Here is a 19,976-nt window from a genome sequence, read left to right as displayed (position 1 = left end):
ATAATATGAAACAAAGCTTCAAACGTGTAATTTCTATAGTTTTAATTGTCACAATGCTGATGGGGTATATGCCCCTCCGCGCTGTGGCGGAACAGTTGCAGGAACCTGATGAATATGTGTTGAATAACGGATTCCTTGAGGTTTCTGTTTCGGCTAAAAACGGATCATTCCACATACGGACTGCAGATGGAGATAAGCTGAACAAAGACGACAATAATAAAAATTTATTATTTCCCAACGATAATGATAACACTTCATTCACATCATTCAGAGTGAGGAGAAATGGAGTTGTAAAAGATTATATATTCGGAGGAAAGTACAGCTTTCTAGGGCTGGCTGACCGTGCTGTAACGGTTACTCAGGATGCAGCCGGAATAACTGCTGTCTGGGGAATCGATGACCTTAAGTTCACACAGAGAATACAGCTTGCAAATACGGGTTCCAATAATCACGGTATGGCATATATATCGTATACTGCAGAAACTACCGGCGATCCGGCAGACATCAGTGCAAGAATATTGATGGATACAGCTTTGGGATATCAGGACTTTGCCATATATGAAATGTCAGGAGCTGATAATACCTATACACGAGTAGAGAAGGAAGCACAGTACTCCAATAATGACGGAAACTTATATGAAAAAACATTTTTTGCTTATGATGATGTAAATAATCCGACAATATTGGCATACACAGTGAATGCATCTGTAAATGAGAAGGAATGTATTCCGGAAAAGATTGCATTCGCACATTGGAATAATCTAGCTTCAAGTGTGTTTGATTTTGAGCCGGATCAAGAAATAACATTTACAAACCCAAACAATAAGAAATATCTCACGGCCGACAGTGCTTATGCATTGTATTATAATGTTGGAACAATAAGCAGCGGTCTGCCCGGAACGGTGGCAACATACTATGGAGTGTATTCCAACGAAAAAGTTTCTAATAAGAGCACCGTTGCCGTAAACTTGTCGTCTCCTCCGTCAATGACATTGTCTTCTGACGGAAAGACCTATGAAGGACAGTTAGATGAAGGTAATCCAGGTGATTTTACAATACAAACATATATTGAAAATTATATTTCTGATACATCTGTAAGATATGATAAGGTTAAGGTTGCTGTTTACTGCCAGACCGGCATAACGCCTATAGATGATGATGGTGTTCCTCAGACGCAGGCGAGCTATGCCAATCCATACACAAAGGAAGTAAGTGATTTTAAAGTTGAGGAAACAAAGAGTGTTTCGTGGAAATTCAATGCGGCTGTCGGTGACGAAGCCGAATACAGAAAGGTTCACTTTAAGGTATACAATGTAAGCTCCCAGGTAGATCCAACCGGAAGCGGACAGCTTTTGGAGGAAAATCTGCTTGGAGAGGGCATTTGCTATATACTCTGTCCCGGAGGAGACGGAAAACTGCCTGAAATAAAATTTACCGGGTCTTCTCCTGAAATAATATATAACGAGGGCACACGGCATTTATTTATGTCAGGAAGCAACTTCAGCATGCTGGAAAATAAATCTGAATACAAAGTTATTGCAAAACCTGAATATGCAAACGGAATATCCTATGTTGTGCCTTCTGAGCAATTTCTTATTGATACAGAGGAAAACACCATAGACGTGGTTTTTTCAGAAAAGATGAATACCGGAAATTATCAGCTGGTTATAGATTATACAGATACCATGAAAAATGATATTTCTGCTCCTGCAATGAAATTTACGGTCAGTGACGACAAAACATATAGAAATGATGGTTACGGTGTAATTGCAATAGTGCAAAAAAAGGGAACATCACATACTGATTCAATGTATGAAATTAAAACATTTGGAAGTGAATCGGCATATGACAAAGAAAAATCAAGCATTGGCGAGGTATTAATTGAACTGAAAGGTGAGTTTAGCCCTACTGATCAGGTTGCCGATGACGGCACTGTACTTAAATATACCGGTGTATCTGCCGGAAGCGGCAAGAATGTAATGACTGTAAACAACTGCATAGACGTGGAAAACGGAAGTGTTACTGTTACAATAAATAAGTACGGACAAGAACAGCAGGAAATTAATGTGGATTTTGATGCTGAACTTTATACAACAGGGGCGAGAACTACAATATGGAAAGGTGGCATTTCTGCTTTGACATCTATTGTGAACGGTGCAGACTATGAGCTCATTACGTATAATAAAAATGGGAAACGGCCTGTAAGTCCGGATCCTATGGCAGATAAGGAGAGCATTTCTCTTATATGGCCCAGTGCGGCAGGTGCGGCGCAAACCATAGCTGGAATGATATTTGACTTCCGTTACGGAGATCTTGGAGTAATAAAGGATGAAGGACAAGAGGTAAGAAGGGTAATAGGCTTTGGTGCATTGCTGGATCTTTCATTTCTTATTCCCAGCAATGCGGAAAAATCTCCTGTACAGCTTGATTTATTTGATAAAATAAATCTTGCTTTTCTTGAAGATAATTCGTATACATCAGAGCATATGAGAAGCGCCTGGGAATACCATAAGGATCAGGTAAAACTTGACCAGAAGGCCGATGAGGGGCAGGGATCTATAAAAGTTAAGGATATACTGTTTGGCGGAGAATACATAGGATTCAATACGCTGGTTGAGCTTCAAATTCCGGGATATACTCCGGCAATGCCGACTATGGAGGCAAAGCTTGCCATAAACACAATAGGCGATTGGGAAGTAGGAGTTGCGGGAAAGTGTAAGTTCACAAAGCTTGAGGCGGAAGTCGAAATAAATATTAAAGGCAAAGACGGGTACCCGGTTCCCGATAAACTGTATTTCTTTATAAAAGGGTTCAAACCGGGAGTAAATATTGACGGGTTTGGAGTAGTATGGCTTCAGGGAGGAGGCGGCGGAATAGATAAGCTGTATGATACAATTTTTGCAGCAGATTCCGTACCGCCGCTAAAGATACTGTTGTCTGCGCAGCTGTCAATTATGCAGGCATTTTCTGCAAGAGCCGATTTAGCTCTGAGCTTGAGAGGTATCGGAATAAAAGTCAGCAACGGAGTAATAATGGATACGGATATAAAGGTTTTAAACCATGCACAGCTTCAATTTGATTGGTATCCTGATTTTTACTTCATGGCTTCAATAAGTGTAAATATTTTTGAGATAATCACGGGAGGAGGCTATATTGTAGTTGAAGACGACGGATTCTTTGAATTTTATGTAAATGCTTCTGTCAAGGTTCCTGATGTAGTACTGTTTATAGGAGGAATGCATCTTGGGAGTGTCTTTCTCGGAGCAAATTCTCAGAGAATATGGGGAGGAATAGAGGTAATAGGAATTAATGCAGGGGTATGCTACTACTGGGGTGGAGATCTTGATTTCGGGGTTGGAGAACAAGCTCCTCAGCCATCGTTCCCCGAGCTTTTGGGAGTTGATGATATTCCGGTATATACCGATCCGGAAACAGGAAGGATTCTGTATATGCATGTGGGAACGAATTTTGAGTTTGTGGCACAAGCAGAGCTTGTTGATAACATAGGCCTTCCTGTGATTTTGATGGATTCAGCTACAGCTGCCAGAGTAAGATCAAAAGCTGACAAAAGTGAGCACATTCTCAATCTCGGAGAGAGACAGGGAGAAAATGATGCGATACTGTCAATAAACTACAATGCTGATACAAAAGAGCAGGCAAAAGAAATTGCGGAAAAAATAAGTATAACTGATTCAGAATCAAAACCGTATGGCATAAATATATATAATTCGGAATACGAAGCAGATGCACCTGAAAACAGCGGAGCAAATGCGAATTTAACTTACAATTCCTCAACTGGAAAAGCCGGCTTGAATATTACATTTACGCACGGGGAGGATTATGATAAGGAATGGAAAATAATCACATCAGATGCACCGGCTGATTTGCTTCTTTACAATGTTCTTCCCATGGCTGGTATTGATTCCGCAGATGTTTCGGGCTCTGGAAGCAATATAACAGCATCGTGGACGGGGACACAGCTTGAAAAGTTTGAATCATTAAGCTTTATGGCGGTTAATAATCCCGCTGATACTGAAGGAACGCTTATTTACAAGACCACTGACAAGAGTGTAATAGCATCAGGTACGGAGAGTTTTGACATTCCTGACAGTCTTGAGACAGGAACATATTATTTAAAGTTAACAGGCATAAAAGAAGGAGAGCTTTGTGAGACTGCAATATCTTCCGGAACATTTAGCTTTACAAATACCAAGCTTCCGTTGCCACCCGCATCTGTTTCTGCGTCAAATGGAGGAGATTATCAGATTGATGCGGATGTTGAGGAGCCTCAGGGCAGTTTTGAAGGCTATCTGGTAAATATTTATGAAGAAAATCAAGATAATGAATGGGTGCTCAGCGAAGCAGGAGGCATATCATATGCGAAGGATGCGTCTAAGATGTCGGTTGGAGGGAGATACAGCTATACTTACGAATCAGAGGATGAAAGCGGAAACACAGTAACAGAAGAAGTTATACGAGGGCTGGAACCGGGGAAATCTTATAAACTGGGAGTATCTGCTTACAGAGAAGATAATTCGAATCCGGATAAACCTCTTGTATATTATTCCCGAGAAATTATGTCAAACCAGGTGGTGTTGGCAGAGCCTCAGACTGCGGTTATTGAAATTTCCGCACCGGGAAGCATAGCTGTAGCATATAGTGCAGGTGAATCCGATACTGTATATGTTGATACCTACAGAAGCGGTGATATAACATTCAATGTTCAGTCAGACCAGAAGGTTTTCGGAACATGGACTCTTGACGGTGCTGAAAAGGATGACGCTGTGTCGGCCGGTACTGTAAATAATTCTGACAGCTGGGAAATTTCTCTTCATGGCCTTGATGACGGAAATCATACACTTGCATTCATTGGAGCCAACCGAGCCGGTGACGGAGTTCTTGTGCAGAAACGTTTTGCAGTGGATACACTTCCGCCGAGACTGCTGCTAGAAGCTCCATTAAACGGTGGATTCTTTGAAGAGGACGGAAGTGTTGAAATAAAAGGTATCACTGATCTGGGCGCAAAAATTACAATAAATAATACAGCATATTCACCTGAAATAAGCAAAGAAGACGGAAGTTTCAGCCAGACTGTCAAACTTGATGCAGCAGAATTAATTCACGAGGTTGAGATTTCAGTATTTGACGAGACAGGTAATTCCGTATCGGATAGTATTACAGTAATAAACAAGGCGCTGGGCAAAATTAATAAACTTAAGATTTATGCCGGCGGCTATGATGTTACGAATAAATCGCTGACAGGCGGAGAAGATTTGACATCACAGGAAACAAAGCAGCTTATTTTAAAAGCTGAAACCTTAGACGGCAGTGAAATTATATTAAATAATTCACCTTTGCTGTCATGGGATGCATATGCAGCTTCCGGAGGTGCTTCAGTTACTGATGACGGAGAATTCTCAATGACGGCGGGTGCGCGAGGTATGGTAAAAGGAAGTCTGATGGTTTCCGATGAAGGCAGCATGACTGCAGCGGCTGCGTTTGGATTACAAAGTGCAGGAAGTCAAAAGGATGCATCATATTATGCGATCAATGTGGTTCAGCCGATAAAAGGAGGAAGCATAAGTGCATCTCATTCTGCTGCAAAAGCGGGAACATTGATTACAATAACCGCAGTGCCAGATTCGGTATATGTCTTAAATAGTATTGTTGTAAACAGCGGAACCATAGAAGGGACTGCATTTATAATGCCGTCCGGCAATGTTACCGTGACAGCTGAGTTTAAGAAAAAATCAGAAGGAGGAGGTAATCATTCTGAACCCGATAAAACTAAAGAGCAACTTCAAGAAACTCCTTATGATGCTTTCACTGACATAAAAAATCACTGGGCATTGGAATACATAAAGGCTGTTGTAGAAAAAGGGTTGTTTAAAGGTGTGTCTGAGAGTCTTTTTGCTCCCGATTTTAGCATGACCAGAGGAATGTTTGTTACAGTGCTTGGAAGAATTGATAATGCTGATACCGCAACTATTGAAACATTATTTTCCGATGTGGATTCCAGTATGTATTATTCGTCCTACGTGACGTGGGCAGCAGAAAAAGGCATAGTTAAGGGAGCAGACAACAATATGTTCTTGCCTGATGCTCTCATAACAAGAGAACAAATATCAGTGCTTTTGTACAGATATGCAGTATATAAAAAGTATATTACAGAAACCGAACAAACAGCAGGCATGGAAATATTCAGCGATTACAAACAAATTTCCGCATATGCTGAAGAAGCAATGAAATGGGCCGTGGGCGCCGGAATTATAAAAGGCAGCAATGACGGCGGACTTCATCCTTCAGACAATGCAACGAGAGCGGAAGTAGCGGCCATGATTATAAGATTTATAGAAATGTATGAACAGTAGTCAGCCAGGGCACTGTCGTATGCGACGGTGCCCAAGTAGAGGAATATAAAAATGAGAAGCTTTATTTTAATATTAGCTGCAATTGCTTTAAATATTAACTCCTTGTATGCAGCGCCGGAAGAAATGCCTGACGGTTCCGGAGTAGGCATTGCCGTAATAGACACGGGAGTTATGGCTGAATATGCAGCGGATATGAAGGATCATATTGAAGAAGGCATGAACTATGTTTTTCCTGAGGATGATACTGATGATAAAATCGGCCACGGAACCAGAGTTGTTTCCATTATCATAGGAGCTGAAGCCAAAGGCAGTGTTGTAATGGGAACAGCTTCGGGGGGGATAGTGGTTCCTTTGGTATATCAGTCAAGGTATTCTTCCGGAGTAGTTGTGAACGGAGGAACGGAGCTTCTTGCAAAAGCAATTACTGATTCAGTAGATATTTACGGATGCAGAGTCTTGTGCATAAGTTCAGGCACAGCGGAGGATAGTGAGGTATTGAGAAAAGCCGTTGCTCATGCCGAGGAAAACGGAGCTGTTATTGTCGCTGCTGTGGGCAATGATAATCTCAAATATCCAGACAAGGTATACTATCCTGCCGCATATGAAACAGTGATAGGAATAGGAGCAATAGATAAGAAAAATGCTGCTGCGGATTTTTCTCAAAGAAACGGAGTGTTTGCAGTGGAAGAAGGCAAGGATGTTGCTGCTTTGTCATCCAGCGGAGAAGTTAAAAAATATTCGGGAACATCATATGCAAATGCCCGTGCGGCCGGAATAATAGCAGGGCTGCTTTCTCGGTATTCTGGCAGCACACCGGAGGAAATTCGTTCGGCTATAGCTATGTCAGCCTATGATTTGGGAGAACAGGGTTATGATGATGACTACGGGTGGGGAAAAATAAACATTTTTGGTGCAATCGAAATTTTACAAAAATTTTCGGTTAAAAAATAAAATATTAAATTTTAACGAAAATACGATATCTTTGAACTAATAAACAGTCAGCTATCGTATTTTTGTTTGTCATTTAAACTTCAAATATATAGCTGAATATTTTATATCTATATTTTTTATTGATTATAAATGCTAATTACAATATAATTAATTTAATAAACTAAACCAATAAAGAGGTTTTCAAATGATAAAACTTAAAATAAAGGATGCTGCGGATATTTTAAAAGCAGAGATTACAGGCAGTTTTGATTATGACAGAGTTATATGCGGAGTAAGTATAGATTCGAGAAATGTGTGCGAAAATAATTTGTTTGTACCTATTAAAGGAATGACTGTGAATGGTCATACATACATTAATGATGCAGTTAAAAATGGTGCTTCGGCAGCTTTGTGGAACAAGAGCGAACCAAACCCTCCCGAGGATATTGCGGTGATTCTGGTTGATGATACAGTAAAGGCTTTACAGGAGCTTGCTTTTGCATATAGGAACGAATTAAAAGCGAAAATAGTTGGAGTTACCGGAAGTAACGGTAAGACATCTACAAAAGATATAACGGCAAGTATTCTGTCTCAAAGATTTAAGACTCAAAAAACCATTGGTAATTACAATACGGAGATAGGTGTTCCGTATACGCTTCTGAGTTTGGATGAGGACTGTGAGGCGGCAGTTATTGAAATGGGCATGGAAAGAAAGGGAGAGATAGATTTTCTAACAAAGCTTGTTCAGCCTGATGTTGGCATTATAACCAGTGTCGGTCTTGTACATATAGATAACTTTCCTTCTATTGAAGAAATTGCAAAAACCAAGCTTGAAATAGTGAACGGTATAAAAGATAATGGACTGTTCATTTATTTTGGAGACGACCCTTTGATTGAAAGCACTGTCAGACAGACTGAAATAAGGGACAGCATAAGAAAGCAGACCTTCGGTACCGATAAAAATAATACATTATATTTGAAGGAATTCAGTGAAAGCATAGATGGAATAAAATTTAAAGTAAATGATGAAGGCTTTGGAGAGCTTTATGCGGATATGCTCGGAAAGCATCAAGCGTTAAATTCAATGGCTGCAATACTTGCCGCAAAAGAATTTGGAATGACACCTGAGGAAATACGCCAGGGGCTTTTAAAAATAGAAAAAACAGGGCTTAGAAATGAAATTATTAAAATAAACAGCTGCACAATACTTAATGACTGCTACAAATCGAACCCGGTAAGTATTTCAGCGGCTCTTGATATATTTGAGCTTATAGAATCTCATAAGAAAATAGCTGTGCTGGGGGACATGCTGGGATATAGAGAAATGAGTCATGACATGCACTATACAGTTGGCAGGGATTTGGTTTCACATCACATTGACGAACTCATTACAATAGGGCGTGAAGCAAAGTTTATAGCAAAAGGAGCAAGAGAAAATACTAATATACAAAGTATAGTCGAGTTTGATACCAAGGAAGAAGCTTCTGAACACTTAAAAAAATATTTGAATGAAGACTGTTCAATTTTGGTTAAGGGATCCAGATTTTTAAAACTTGAGTATATAGCAAGCACACTAAAGAATTGGAGGGAAACAAATGAAAACTAAATTAGCAATATTGTTTGGAGGTAAATCCGATGAATACTCGGTTTCATTGCACTCTGCTGCTGCAATAATCAACAATGTCCCTGACGAGATGTTTGATGTCACCCTTGTTGGGATAACACAGGAGGGTCGATGGCTTTTGTATGAGGGTTCTTCTGACAGAATAAACGATGACTCATGGCACAAGGGTGATTTAAGACCTGTACTTCTCAGCATGGGCAATGAATTTAGAGGACTGATAAAGCTTAATTCCAACAATACATTTGAAAAAATAGAGATAGACTGCATCTTCCCAGTTCTTCACGGAAGAAACGGCGAAGACGGAACAATTCAGGGACTTTGTCAAATGACGGGAATTCCTTTTGTAGGGTGCAATATGACTTCGTCCGCTGTGTGCATGGATAAGGAATTTACTCATATTGTTTGTGAAAACGCTGGAATTGCAACAGCGCCGTATATATCGGCCGTAAATTCAAGCAAACTTAATATAAAGAAGCTTTATGAAGAGGCATATGAAAAACTTTCTGTTCCTATGTTCATAAAACCTGCAAACAATGGCTCATCTCTTGGAATAAGCAAAGTTAGGAATTATGATGAATTTGAAAAGGGTGTTATGGAAGCATTTGAATATGATAATAAGCTTATAATAGAAAAAATGATCGATGGATTTGAAATAGGTTGTGCTGTAGTAGGGAATGAGGATTTGATAATTGGTGAAGTTGATGAAATAGAAACAAAGAATGACTTTTTTGATTATGTTGAAAAGTATAGTCAGCATAATTCAAAAATATATTGTCCCGCAAGAATCAGCGACGAACTTAAAATACAAGCTAAACAGATTGCAGAAAAAACGTACATTGCACTGGGCTGTAAAGGAATGTCAAGAGTTGATATGTTTGTTACGCCGGAAAATCAAATTTATCTTAACGAAATCAATACGATACCGGGTTTAACTGACCTGAGCAGGTATCCGTCAATGCTTAAGAAAATAGGTATAGAATATAAAGACCTGATTGTAAAACTGGTGGAACTTGCAATGGAACAATAACAAAAAATATGAAAAAGGAGATTTTTAACAGGTTACCGCACTGAACTGCGGACTGTTGAAAATCTCCTTTATTTATAATTCTGCTAGCGCAGTCCTAGTATAACTCTTGCTTCATCCGGAGTAGCTACTTCTCTTCCGAATTCTTTTGAAAGACGTGCAAGTCTTTCTACCAGTTGGGCATTTGATTTTGCCAGCACACCTTTTGAATAATATATATTGTCTTCAAAGCCTGTTCTTGCGTGTCCGCCAAGCATTATGGCGGCCATATTCAATGGAAGCTGGTATCTCCCAACGCCTGCAACGGTCCATGTTGATCCTGTAGGAACAGAATCTATCATGTACAACAAATCTCTCAATTCTCCACCCATTGCTCCGGGGACTCCCAACACAAAGTCAAAGTGCATCGGAGTATTTATCAATCCTTTTTTACCAAAGCGGACTGCCGTATCAACCATTCCTTTTTCAAAGCATTCAAGCTCAGGCTTAACTCCAAGTTCATTCATTCTTTTTGCAAATAATCTTATGTTTTCCTCTGTGTTCATAAACACATCATCACCAAAATTGCATGTTCCCATACTCAATGTTGCCATTTCAGGCTTAAGTTCTATGGGCTGCATTCTTTGCTGAGGAGTATGCCATACTGCTCCACCAGTTGAAGGCTGGAATATAATGTTGCATTTGGCTTCGATTTTTTCCTTTATTTCCTTATAAACTTCATAATCCTGTGTCGGATTGCCTTCCTTGTCTCTGGCATGGACATGCACCATTGATGCGCCTGCCTTATAGCATTCATAGGCTGCTTCGGCAATTTCATCCGGTGTAAGAGGAAGATTGGGTTGTTGTTCTCTTGTTACTTCTGCTCCTGTTAAGCATGCAGTAATAATTAATTTTTCCATTATACCCTCCATAATTATAATTCTTTGCCTTATATTATTTTACAATATCTGCCTCATATAGTCAATTGGTACTGAAATAATTATTAAATTAGAAATTCTCTGCGAATGTACTAATATTGTCGGAATCAGCCGAGTATTCCTTTTATAATTATTGTCTTAACCTGAGTCAATTCTTCCAATGTTGCGCTGACACCCTCTCTTCCTATACCGCTCATCTTATATCCTCCGAAAGCAATATCCGGGTGTCTGTACCTTCCTGTTCCATTCAGTACAACACTGCCACATTCTATTCTATATGCTGTTTTCAAGGCTTTGCTGGTATCACAGGTCATAATGCCGCCGTTAAGGCCATATACAGAGGAATTATGTATTTCAACGGCTTCCTCCATTGTATTAAAGCCTATTATAGGGAAGACAGGCCCAAAAACCTCCATATCTTTAGAGATATCCATGTTAGGAGTTACATTTGTCAGTACAGTTGGCTCAAAAAATGTTTTATTTATTATATTTCCTCCGCATGAGCATTTCGCACCCTGACTGATAGTATAATCTACTTGCTTTTTAACTTCAAGGGCGGCTTTTTCGTTAATCAGGCACCCCATTTCAGATGTAGGATCCATAGGGTCTCCGATTTTTATTTTACTTAGCCTATTAACAAGCTGCTTAGCAAACTCTTCCTTAATTGAGTTCTGAACAATGAATCTTTTCGTTGCAATGCATATCTGCCCTGAGTTTGTTGTTCTGGCCATTATTGCATTCTGTAGAGCTAAATCCATATCAGCATCTTCATAAATAATCATTGCGTCATTTCCGCCAAGTTCCAGAAATACGCGGTGAAGATTTGCTGCAGCCTGCTTTGCCGTTTCGATACCTACCGCTGTGCTTCCCGTAAGACTTACAGCATCAATTTCGGTGCTTCCTACAAGGTATTTTCCAACAACCGAACCGCTGCCTGTTACAATTTGCAGGACATCTCCCGGAATGCCACATTCTACAAGAAGTTCTGTTATTTTAATAAGAGTCAAGGGATTGTCAGAGGGTGGTTTAACAATAACTGAATTTCCTGTTGTCAGAGCCGGTGCAACCTTGTATGCATATGTTGAAGCAGGAAAATTGAATGGAATAATGCATACGACAGTTCCCAAAGGCTCTCTGCGTGTATATATTATGTCATTTTCTCCTCCCGGCTGACTGTCAGGAAGGGTTATTCCATAAAGATGATTTGCTCCCTCCAGAAAACGTCTGAATATAACGGGAACAAGGCTTACCTCGGCCTTTGCCTCTTTTATTGGTTTTCCGGTCTCCTTGCATAAAAGTTCAGCAAGTTCATCAACATGTTCGCTTACATTATCAATAAATTTCAATAAAATTCTTGAACGTTCATGCAGAGGCGTTTCTCCCCATATTTTTTTACCGTTTAGTGAATGCTTCAATGCCAGGTCCAAATCTTCTTTTGATGAGTCAGGAACTGTATCAATTAACTTTTGAGTTGCAGGGTTAAATATGTTTATGGATTTGCCGCTAAAAGAGTCTTTTTGTTGTCCGCCTATTAACATTTTCATTATATCACCATTCCTTTCGCACTTTTTAATATTATGCCACAGTTACATTGTTATTGCAAACGTATTTACTTTTGCTAGAAAGGCTATATAAATATTTTTTCTCCAAAATATCCTAAATATATTAATTATCTGAAACAATTTAAAAAAAACACTAAATTGGGTGGAAAAATTGAGCTATTTATAGTATAACTTTATATGAAATATTGTAACTTATATACTAATTTAAAATAAAAAGTATACAATAAAATTTACGGGAGAGAAAAATGGATAGAGAATTAGCTTTGAATATAGTGAGAGTAACAGAAGCTGCAGCCTTAGGATGTGGCAAGTATATGGGCAGGGGAAACAAGGAAATAGCCGATCAAGCGGCAGTTGACGGTATGAGAAGCATGTTTCAGGTTTTGGATATTTCAGGTACTGTGGTTATAGGAGAAGGAGAGCTTGATGAGGCGCCGATGCTATATATCGGCGAAAAGATAGGAACTTGGGAGGAAGGAGCACCAGAAATTGATATTGCTGTTGATCCTCTTGACGGAACAAAGCTAGTTGCAAAGGGACTTCCAGGAGCATTGGCTGTTGTTGCTGTTGCCCCTAAAGGCTGTCTGCTCCACGCCCCTGATATGTATATGGATAAAATTGCCGTTGGACCGAAAGCAAAAAATTGTATTGATATAACTGCTTCTATCGAGAAAAATCTTTACAATGTGGCTAAAGCATTGAAGAAAGATATTACAGAATTAACAGTAATAATGCAGGATAGAGAAAGACACCAGCACTTAATAGAAGGTGCAAGAAGTGTCGGAGCAAGGATAAAGCTGTTCGGAGACGGAGACGTTGCGGCTGCCATAGCAACATGCTTCAGTGAATCCGGGGTGGATATGTTTGTTGGCAAGGGAGGCGCTCCTGAAGGAGTGATTTCAGCGGCGGCCATTAAGTGCCTCGGAGGAGAATTCCAGGGAATTTTAAGACCTGACAATGAGGAAGAAGAAAGAAGATGCAGAGAAATGGCTGGAGATGATTGGAGCAGAGTTCTTGTAATGGAAGATTTGGCTAAAGGTGATGACATTATTTTTGCAGCTACAGGGGTATCCGACGGAGAGCTTCTGAAGGGTGTGAGATATATGGCGAACAACAGAGCAAGGACATCATCAGTAGTTACACGTTCAAAATCCGGGACAATCCGCTTTATAGACACAACTCATGTATTGGATAAAAAGCCTGATTACGCATATGTTAAATAAAGAATAAATAAAAACAGCCAATCGAAACATTACTATTTTCGATTGGCTGTACCTTATAAGTACATAATATTTATTTTTTTGCCTGCCTTTTTTAATTCTTCAATCAAAGCGTCAAGAATATTTTGCTTAATGCTGTATCCCATTGGGAATCCTGTATTCTGGTGAGCAGGGTTTACGGCTCTTCCTATATAAAAGTTAATATGAGTTGCCATATCGGAGAGCATTCGTGTCAATATGGAGCATCCGTCGTAGCTGCTGTAATCTATTACATTATCACAGTCAGATATATTGATTTTTTTAATATTATCAAGAGTTCTGCCAAGAGTTAGAACCCCTTCCGTAACAAGATCAAATCCATCCATGTAGGCTATTGGAGGAACATCCTGCTTCATGGAATCAAGATCCACACTAAGAGTTTTTCCGAGTTCTCGTTCAGCTATGAGAGCGGTGGTTCCGCCGCATATTATTTTTATATTTTTGCTTTCATTCATAATTTCTGCCAATGCCGAATCCTTTGATTTGTTGGCCGGAGGACCTACAAATAAATCTACAATTTCAGGTCTTCTAGATTTTATTGTCAGTATTGTAGTATCATCACCGGGCCTATTGTTGTACAAATTTCTGCAGACTCCGATGAAGTTGTTATTGATAATCTGTGATGAGCTGTTTAAGTTGTTTAGATTTTTCAGGTACTCGTTGACTTCATCCCATGACCATCCGAGATTAAGCATCTGGCCTATTCCCGCGTGAATTGCACCGTCGCTGACGACACAGAGAGTGTCGTTTTCTTCCAGCTTAATATTGGATTCATATATTTTCTTATTACCTATTTTTCTTTCTGCTTTTTCAACAGGAATAATCTTTTTTTGTGAAAAATAAAAGTAGGGCGGATTGTCATACTCAGCAATGTATACGTTGTTGTTTTTATCTATTTTAATAATAGTGAATGTTGAATATGCAAGCTTTCTGACCTTGCATTCAGGGAGAGTATTTATTATGGTATCAATAGTATCCTCGATGGATGCTCCGTTTTTAAGCATTGTCACGGTAATCTTGGTAGTCATTGTTGCAAGTATGTTTGCCTTGACACCGCTCCCCAGTCCGTCAGATAAGACAATGATGTATTCTCCGTCATCGCAGCTGTATTCAACTCTGTCGCCGCACAGTTCCTCTGTGTACTTATTAATGCTTTTATAATTTATATCTATGAAGTTCTCCATTACTTTTCACTTTCCTCTAAAACGACCTTTTTTAATTTAATAAGAGCAGCTTTTGTCTCAGCTGTTATTTCACCCATTAATCCAGCAATTTCTTGAGCTACTCGCATTTGCTTTTCAATTACTCTGTCAGCTGTTTCAAGGGTGTTAAGTTTTAAGTTTATAATCTGTTCTTTTTTCATTTCTTCTGCCGTTATATCATTTAATATTCCAAACAAAATTTTATTTTTGGGAAGGCAAATAATTCGTTCATGGACGGTTATACCATAGTTTTCAAGGAAAATCTTTTTTGCCACCATATTTGTTCCTGAATTTATGGCATCAGCAAAATTTTCCGGAGAAATAATTGATGAAACAGGCTTATTCCTAATTTTAGAAGCAGAAATATGAAATGCTTTTTCTCCTACCGGATTCAGGTCAAGTATATTTAAATTAAAATCAACAATAACAATGATACTAGGTGAATATTCAAAGTAGATATTCGAAATTTTTTCCGCCTCGATCCTCATGTAAGGCATGCACATCTGAGGGTATGACAATCCTTCAAGAACAGACACTGCCTTTTCTCTGCAGGTATCATAGCCGCATGCTCCGCAGTTAAGCTCGTCTGATTTTGTGTGCTTGCCTGTCTTTTCAAGAACAGCCCTTATATCATCTTCTGTGTATGACGGGTGAATATATTGTTTGTTCCTGAAATGACGGCTGAAATCAAGTGTGGCTTCTTCATCGCTATAATTTTCAAAGTTTTTACTCCTCAGAGGGTGTATCCTTGACTTGGTCTTTGTTTTTCTGACAAAGACGTTTTTGCTCTTTTTCGGCACGGCAGGGCCGCCAAGGCAGCTTCCTATGCAGCTGTTTGCTTCAATGATTACATTTGACAGATCACCCTTGGACAAAGCGTCAAAAGCTCCGATTAAATTATCTGTTCCCGATATAGTTAGGGGAGTAAAGGGGCTTTCTGAAATTACATCCTTCATACCTGAAAGAATACCATTTTCCAACGGATATTTTTTTCCTGTAAAATTTCCCTCTAAATCAGGATAGGTTTCATTAAAAGAAGATATATCTATATTTTTCGATTCTAACAGCTTGTCAAGTTCTTCAAAAGAAATAACTCCGTCAATAACGCCTGAAAGCTGGTAGCCGTAGGCTTCGCATTTTTTTGAAATACAAGGGCCGAGAAATACAATATAGGCTTCGCTGCCGTGGCGCTTTCTTATCATTTTACAATGAGCAATCATGGGAGAATCCAAAGGAATTAAATATTTTATCAGGTCAGGATAATACGTCTGCACCATCATGTTTACAGTAGGGCAGCATGTTGTAATTACATTATTTAAACTTGTATCAGATACATATTTTTTGTAGAGTTCGGTGACCTTTGCTGCTCCTATTGAAGTTTCCTCAACTAATGCTGCACCAAGATGCTTAAGCACAGATATTAATTTATACGGTTCTTCATAAACTCCAAGGTATGATGGGGCAATAGATACAATTACTTTTCGACCGTCCTTAACAGCGTTAAACACATTTTCCAAATCGCTGTGAATATTTCTGGCATTTTGTGGGCAAACCAAAAAACAGGTTCCGCATGCAATACATTTGTCTTCTACGATTTGCGCCTGATCGTCAATCATTTTGATTGCTTTTACAGAACAGTTTCTGACACATTTATAACAATTTTTGCAATTAGCCGGATAAAAATCTAAAATTCTCATATTAACTCCTCAGACTTTCCATAACAACTTCGTCAAAAAACTTATCTGCAGTTTCTTTGTTTACTGAAAAAATTTTGTCCATAAACATAACAGAAACTGCTTCAGTACAATGTCCAAGACAAAACGCAGCCTTGATTTCAACTTTACCTGATACGTTTCTTGTTCGCACACAGTTTTTAAACGCATCTATTACATCATATGAACCTTTTAGGTGACATGCACTTCCAACGCATATTTTCAAATCAACCATATTAAACCTCACAATAGTTCTATAACATTATTATATTACTAAAAAAATAAAAAGCAATACATTAGTTAAAAAATTAACAAAAAGTAATTATTTTTGAATTAAATCTCTTGACTATTGAAAAATTAAATGATATTATTGTAACACTTATCGAGCACTTATCTTATATATTCCATAGATTATTAAAATTGAATTGAATAGAACGGAGGATTTTATGGATAAAGACAATTTAGCCGGTTTAAAGCTTTCGGAATTGAAGGAGCTGGCAAAGTCAAAAGGAATGCGTGATGCTTATAAATATAAAAAAGATGAATTGCTAAAAAAATTAAATGAATATTATAACAGTTCAAATAAATCAAATCATTCACATAAAGACGACGACAAGAAGTTAGTAGAAAAAGAAAAAAACAGTGCGAGCAATTTTACGGAACGTGCCAAGAATTTAGAAAATTTTGAAAATGAAAACAATACATCTAATGCGGAGGTAAATATATCAAACCTTCCCGATAAGATTGTTGAAGAAATTGAATCCAGCGGAGATGATGCCGTCAAAGTAATGGGCATTCTGGAAACACATCCGGACGGTTACGGTTTTTTAAGAACAAATAATTATCTTACCAGCGATGAAGATGTTTATATATCCCCTTCTCAAATAAGAAGATTTCATATGAAGACCGGAGATAAAATAACGGGAATAACAAGACCGCCAAAACAAGGCGAAAAATTTAAAGCCCTGTTATACGTTAAGCAGGTAAACGACGAAAATCCTGAATTAGCAAGAAACAGAAAAGATTTTGACTCACTTGTTCCTATATATCCCGATGAAAGAATTAGGCTTGAAAGCTCTTCCTTTAATATAACCATGAGATTGATAGACTTAATTGCGCCTATAGGAAAAGGACAAAGAGGTATGATTGTAGCCCCTCCAAAGGCAGGTAAGACAACAATTCTGAAGAATATTGCAAACAGCATTTCGGAAAATTACCCGGATATAGAAATTATAATGCTTTTAATAGATGAACGCCCGGAAGAAGTCACTGATATGAAGAGAAGTGTCAAGGGTGATGTTGTGTATTCTACGTTTGACGAGCTTCCAAAAAACCATATAAAAGTTGCAGAAATGGTTCTCGAAAGAGCAAAAAGGCTTGTTGAGCAAGGTAAGGATGTATTGATACTTTTAGACAGTATTACAAGACTTTCGAGAGCATATAACCTTACTATAACTCCAACAGGAAGGACATTATCAGGAGGGCTTGACCCAGGTGCATTGTACGGACCAAAAAGGTTTTTCGGAGCAGCCAGAAATATTGAAGAAGGCGGCAGTCTGACAATTTTAGCAAGTGCCCTTATTGAAACCGGAAGCCGAATGGACGACATGATATTTGAAGAATTTAAAGGTACGGGAAATATGGAAATTCATCTTGATAGAAAGCTGTCAGAAAAAAGAATATTCCCTGCTTTAGATATTAACAAATCTGGTACACGAAGAGAAGAACTTTTGCTAAATACAGAAGAACTTCAGACAATTTGGCAGCTTAGAAAGGCAATGAGCAATTTTTCTGTTGCTGACGTTACAGAAAGATTAATAGATGGTTTGGTAAAAACCAAGACCAACGATGAATTTATTAGGCAGGCATCTTCCCAGCTGCTAAATATTGATAAGATGAAGAATGATTTTGATGACAGGAACTATTAAAAAATAACATACAAAAAAATATTGTAATATATTTTTTTGTATGTTATAATACTGAAGGTAAATTGATAATACTATTTAATTAATTAATATAGAGCGAGAAAGAGGTGAACAGGATGAAGAAAGGAATACATCCGGATTATAAAACAGTTACTGTTAAATGCGCATGTGGAAATACATTTGAAACAGGTTCAGTACTTGACGAAATCAAAGTTGAAATATGCTCAGAATGTCATCCGTTCTTTACCGGCAAACAAAAGTTTGTTGACAAAGGCGGTAGAGTTGACAGATTTAAAAAGAAATACGGCATGGATTAATTTAATGAATGCACTTTGGGGCAAATTTGGAGCAATGTTTCCGGATTTGCTTTTTAGTTTATTTTGATTTCTGTCGGAAAAAGTAGATTGCATTTGGGAATAACATACTTGAAAACGATTACAACTGAATGGGAAGTTTATATCGGAGGGTTATAAAATGAAATTAAGAAGCAATGGTATTATATATGCAATTATTGCAACTCTTGGCTTCAGTATAATACCTATACTTGCCGGCATAGGAATCTCTGGTGGGGTTTCTCCATCGACTATGCTGTTTTATAGGTTTTTTATAGCAGGAATGATATTTTTTGTATATTGTATAATTTCAAAGAGGGAAGATATTCTCAGAACTAAAAAGGAATTTTGGTACATATGTGTTGCAGGCACTATTTACAGTATACAGTGTATTTCATTTTTTTCAGCGTTCAGATATGTTTCTCCATCAATCGGAGAAATTATTTATTACTGTTATCCATTATTTGTATTGCTGCTTGCAAGGTTATTTTTAAATGAAAAAATTACAAAGCAAAAAATTGTAGGAATTACACTTTCCTTTATGGGAACGGCAATCGTCTTGTATGCTCCTTGGGAGTCACTTGAAGTCAAGGGGATTGTGTATGTAATAACAGCTGCTTTTATCAGCGCTGTATACATGATTTATACAAAAAAATATATTGCCGGCATTGATTCGGCGGTGCTGACAATGTATTTATGTTTTGTATGTTCAAGTGTCTATTTTGTGTACAGCATGATAAATAATGAATTTACGATTATACTTGAACCAAAGATTATTTTTTATTTAAGTATTCTTGCATTTTGGTCTACGGTTGTTGGCTTCTTTGCGTTTATGAAGGCAGTATCTTTGCTTTCTGTCGGGCGGGTTTCTGTCATATCCCTATTAGAGCCTATATTCACAATTGTGCTGTCATATATTATACTAAAAACTAAATTAACATGGCTTCAAATTATAGGAACAGCTGTTATTTTATTTGCTGTGTATATATATAACAAATCCAGTAATATAGACTCCTGTGATACGATTGAGAATAGTTAAGTTCCAGGAAAGAACTATAAAATACAAAGTTCCAAATAGTATTACTTAAGAACAATTCACCGGCATAGTAATATATGGG

At 38.2% G+C, this 19,976-nt stretch carries 13 protein-coding genes; 8 read left to right on the top strand and 5 right to left on the bottom strand.

Features of this window, described 5'->3' with window-relative positions; translation table 11 throughout:
• Positions 1 to 5 precede the first annotated feature (5 nt).
• The 4 genes from ACS3UD_RS12130 (at position 6) to ACS3UD_RS12115 (ending at position 9,952) form a co-directional block, all read left to right on the top strand.
• A complete protein-coding gene (locus ACS3UD_RS12130) occupies positions 6 to 6,371 on the top strand; it encodes an S-layer homology domain-containing protein (protein WP_308139364.1) in 6,366 nt (2,121 codons plus the stop codon).
• A 51-nt stretch (positions 6,372 to 6,422) separates the two neighbouring features.
• The gene (locus tag ACS3UD_RS12125; RefSeq protein WP_308139365.1) at positions 6,423 to 7,322 is read left to right on the top strand and encodes a S8 family peptidase; all 900 of its coding nucleotides are present in this window, start codon (positions 6,423 to 6,425) and stop codon (positions 7,320 to 7,322) included.
• A gap of 184 nt (positions 7,323 to 7,506) precedes the next feature.
• Positions 7,507 to 8,907: a UDP-N-acetylmuramoyl-tripeptide--D-alanyl-D-alanine ligase gene (locus ACS3UD_RS12120; RefSeq protein WP_308139366.1), complete on the top strand. Its 1,401-nt coding sequence runs from the start codon at positions 7,507 to 7,509 to the stop codon at positions 8,905 to 8,907.
• On the top strand, positions 8,897 to 9,952 hold the full coding sequence (locus ACS3UD_RS12115; RefSeq protein WP_308139367.1) for a D-alanine--D-alanine ligase family protein: 1,056 nt from the start codon (positions 8,897 to 8,899) through the stop codon (positions 9,950 to 9,952). Before ACS3UD_RS12120 ends, ACS3UD_RS12115 begins: the two co-directional genes overlap by 11 nt.
• 83 nt (positions 9,953 to 10,035) lie before the next feature.
• Here ACS3UD_RS12115 and ACS3UD_RS12110 read toward each other — a convergent pair whose 3' ends face one another.
• Both ACS3UD_RS12110 and ACS3UD_RS12105 read right to left on the bottom strand, forming a co-directional pair.
• The gene (locus ACS3UD_RS12110) at positions 10,036 to 10,848 is read right to left on the bottom strand and encodes a 3-keto-5-aminohexanoate cleavage protein (RefSeq protein ID WP_308139368.1); all 813 of its coding nucleotides are present in this window, start codon (positions 10,846 to 10,848) and stop codon (positions 10,036 to 10,038) included.
• Positions 10,849 to 10,973: 125 nt separating this feature from the next.
• Positions 10,974 to 12,410, bottom strand: a complete 1,437-nt coding sequence (locus ACS3UD_RS12105; RefSeq protein ID WP_308139369.1) for an aldehyde dehydrogenase family protein — start codon at positions 12,408 to 12,410, stop codon at positions 10,974 to 10,976.
• Positions 12,411 to 12,673: 263 nt separating this feature from the next.
• On the opposite strand from ACS3UD_RS12105, the gene glpX reads away from it, so the two are divergent.
• Positions 12,674 to 13,651 (top strand): class II fructose-bisphosphatase, encoded by a 978-nt coding sequence (glpX, locus tag ACS3UD_RS12100; RefSeq protein WP_308139370.1) that lies wholly within the window; start codon positions 12,674 to 12,676, stop codon positions 13,649 to 13,651.
• 53 nt (positions 13,652 to 13,704) lie between these two features.
• On the opposite strand, the gene ACS3UD_RS12095 is transcribed toward glpX, so the two are convergent.
• The 3 genes from ACS3UD_RS12095 to ACS3UD_RS12085 are packed head-to-tail and all read right to left on the bottom strand — an operon-like array spanning position 13,705 to position 16,836.
• Positions 13,705 to 14,871: a SpoIIE family protein phosphatase gene (locus ACS3UD_RS12095; RefSeq protein ID WP_308139371.1), complete on the bottom strand. Its 1,167-nt coding sequence runs from the start codon at positions 14,869 to 14,871 to the stop codon at positions 13,705 to 13,707.
• Positions 14,871 to 16,586, bottom strand: a complete 1,716-nt coding sequence (locus ACS3UD_RS12090) for a [Fe-Fe] hydrogenase large subunit C-terminal domain-containing protein (RefSeq protein ID WP_308139372.1) — start codon at positions 16,584 to 16,586, stop codon at positions 14,871 to 14,873. The genes ACS3UD_RS12095 and ACS3UD_RS12090 overlap by 1 nt, the downstream gene beginning before the upstream one ends.
• 1 nt (position 16,587) lies before the next feature.
• Positions 16,588 to 16,836 (bottom strand): (2Fe-2S) ferredoxin domain-containing protein, encoded by a 249-nt coding sequence (locus ACS3UD_RS12085; RefSeq protein WP_213927122.1) that lies wholly within the window; start codon positions 16,834 to 16,836, stop codon positions 16,588 to 16,590.
• 211 nt (positions 16,837 to 17,047) lie between these two features.
• Between ACS3UD_RS12085 and rho the strand changes: the two genes are divergently transcribed.
• The 3 genes from rho (at position 17,048) to ACS3UD_RS12070 (ending at position 19,897) form a co-directional block, all read left to right on the top strand.
• On the top strand, positions 17,048 to 18,529 hold the full coding sequence (gene rho / locus ACS3UD_RS12080) for a transcription termination factor Rho (protein ID WP_213927121.1): 1,482 nt from the start codon (positions 17,048 to 17,050) through the stop codon (positions 18,527 to 18,529).
• A gap of 113 nt (positions 18,530 to 18,642) precedes the next feature.
• Positions 18,643 to 18,843 (top strand): 50S ribosomal protein L31, encoded by a 201-nt coding sequence (gene rpmE / locus ACS3UD_RS12075; RefSeq protein ID WP_213927120.1) that lies wholly within the window; start codon positions 18,643 to 18,645, stop codon positions 18,841 to 18,843.
• 157 nt (positions 18,844 to 19,000) lie between these two features.
• Positions 19,001 to 19,897: a DMT family transporter gene (locus tag ACS3UD_RS12070; RefSeq protein WP_308139373.1), complete on the top strand. Its 897-nt coding sequence runs from the start codon at positions 19,001 to 19,003 to the stop codon at positions 19,895 to 19,897.
• Positions 19,898 to 19,976: the final 79 nt, after the last annotated feature.

The sequence above is a fragment of the Sedimentibacter sp. LTW-03 genome (assembly GCF_052059825.1).
Taxonomy (GTDB): domain Bacteria; phylum Bacillota; class Clostridia; order Tissierellales; family Sedimentibacteraceae; genus Sedimentibacter.
This window is presented reverse-complemented; position numbering and strand designations above follow the sequence as displayed.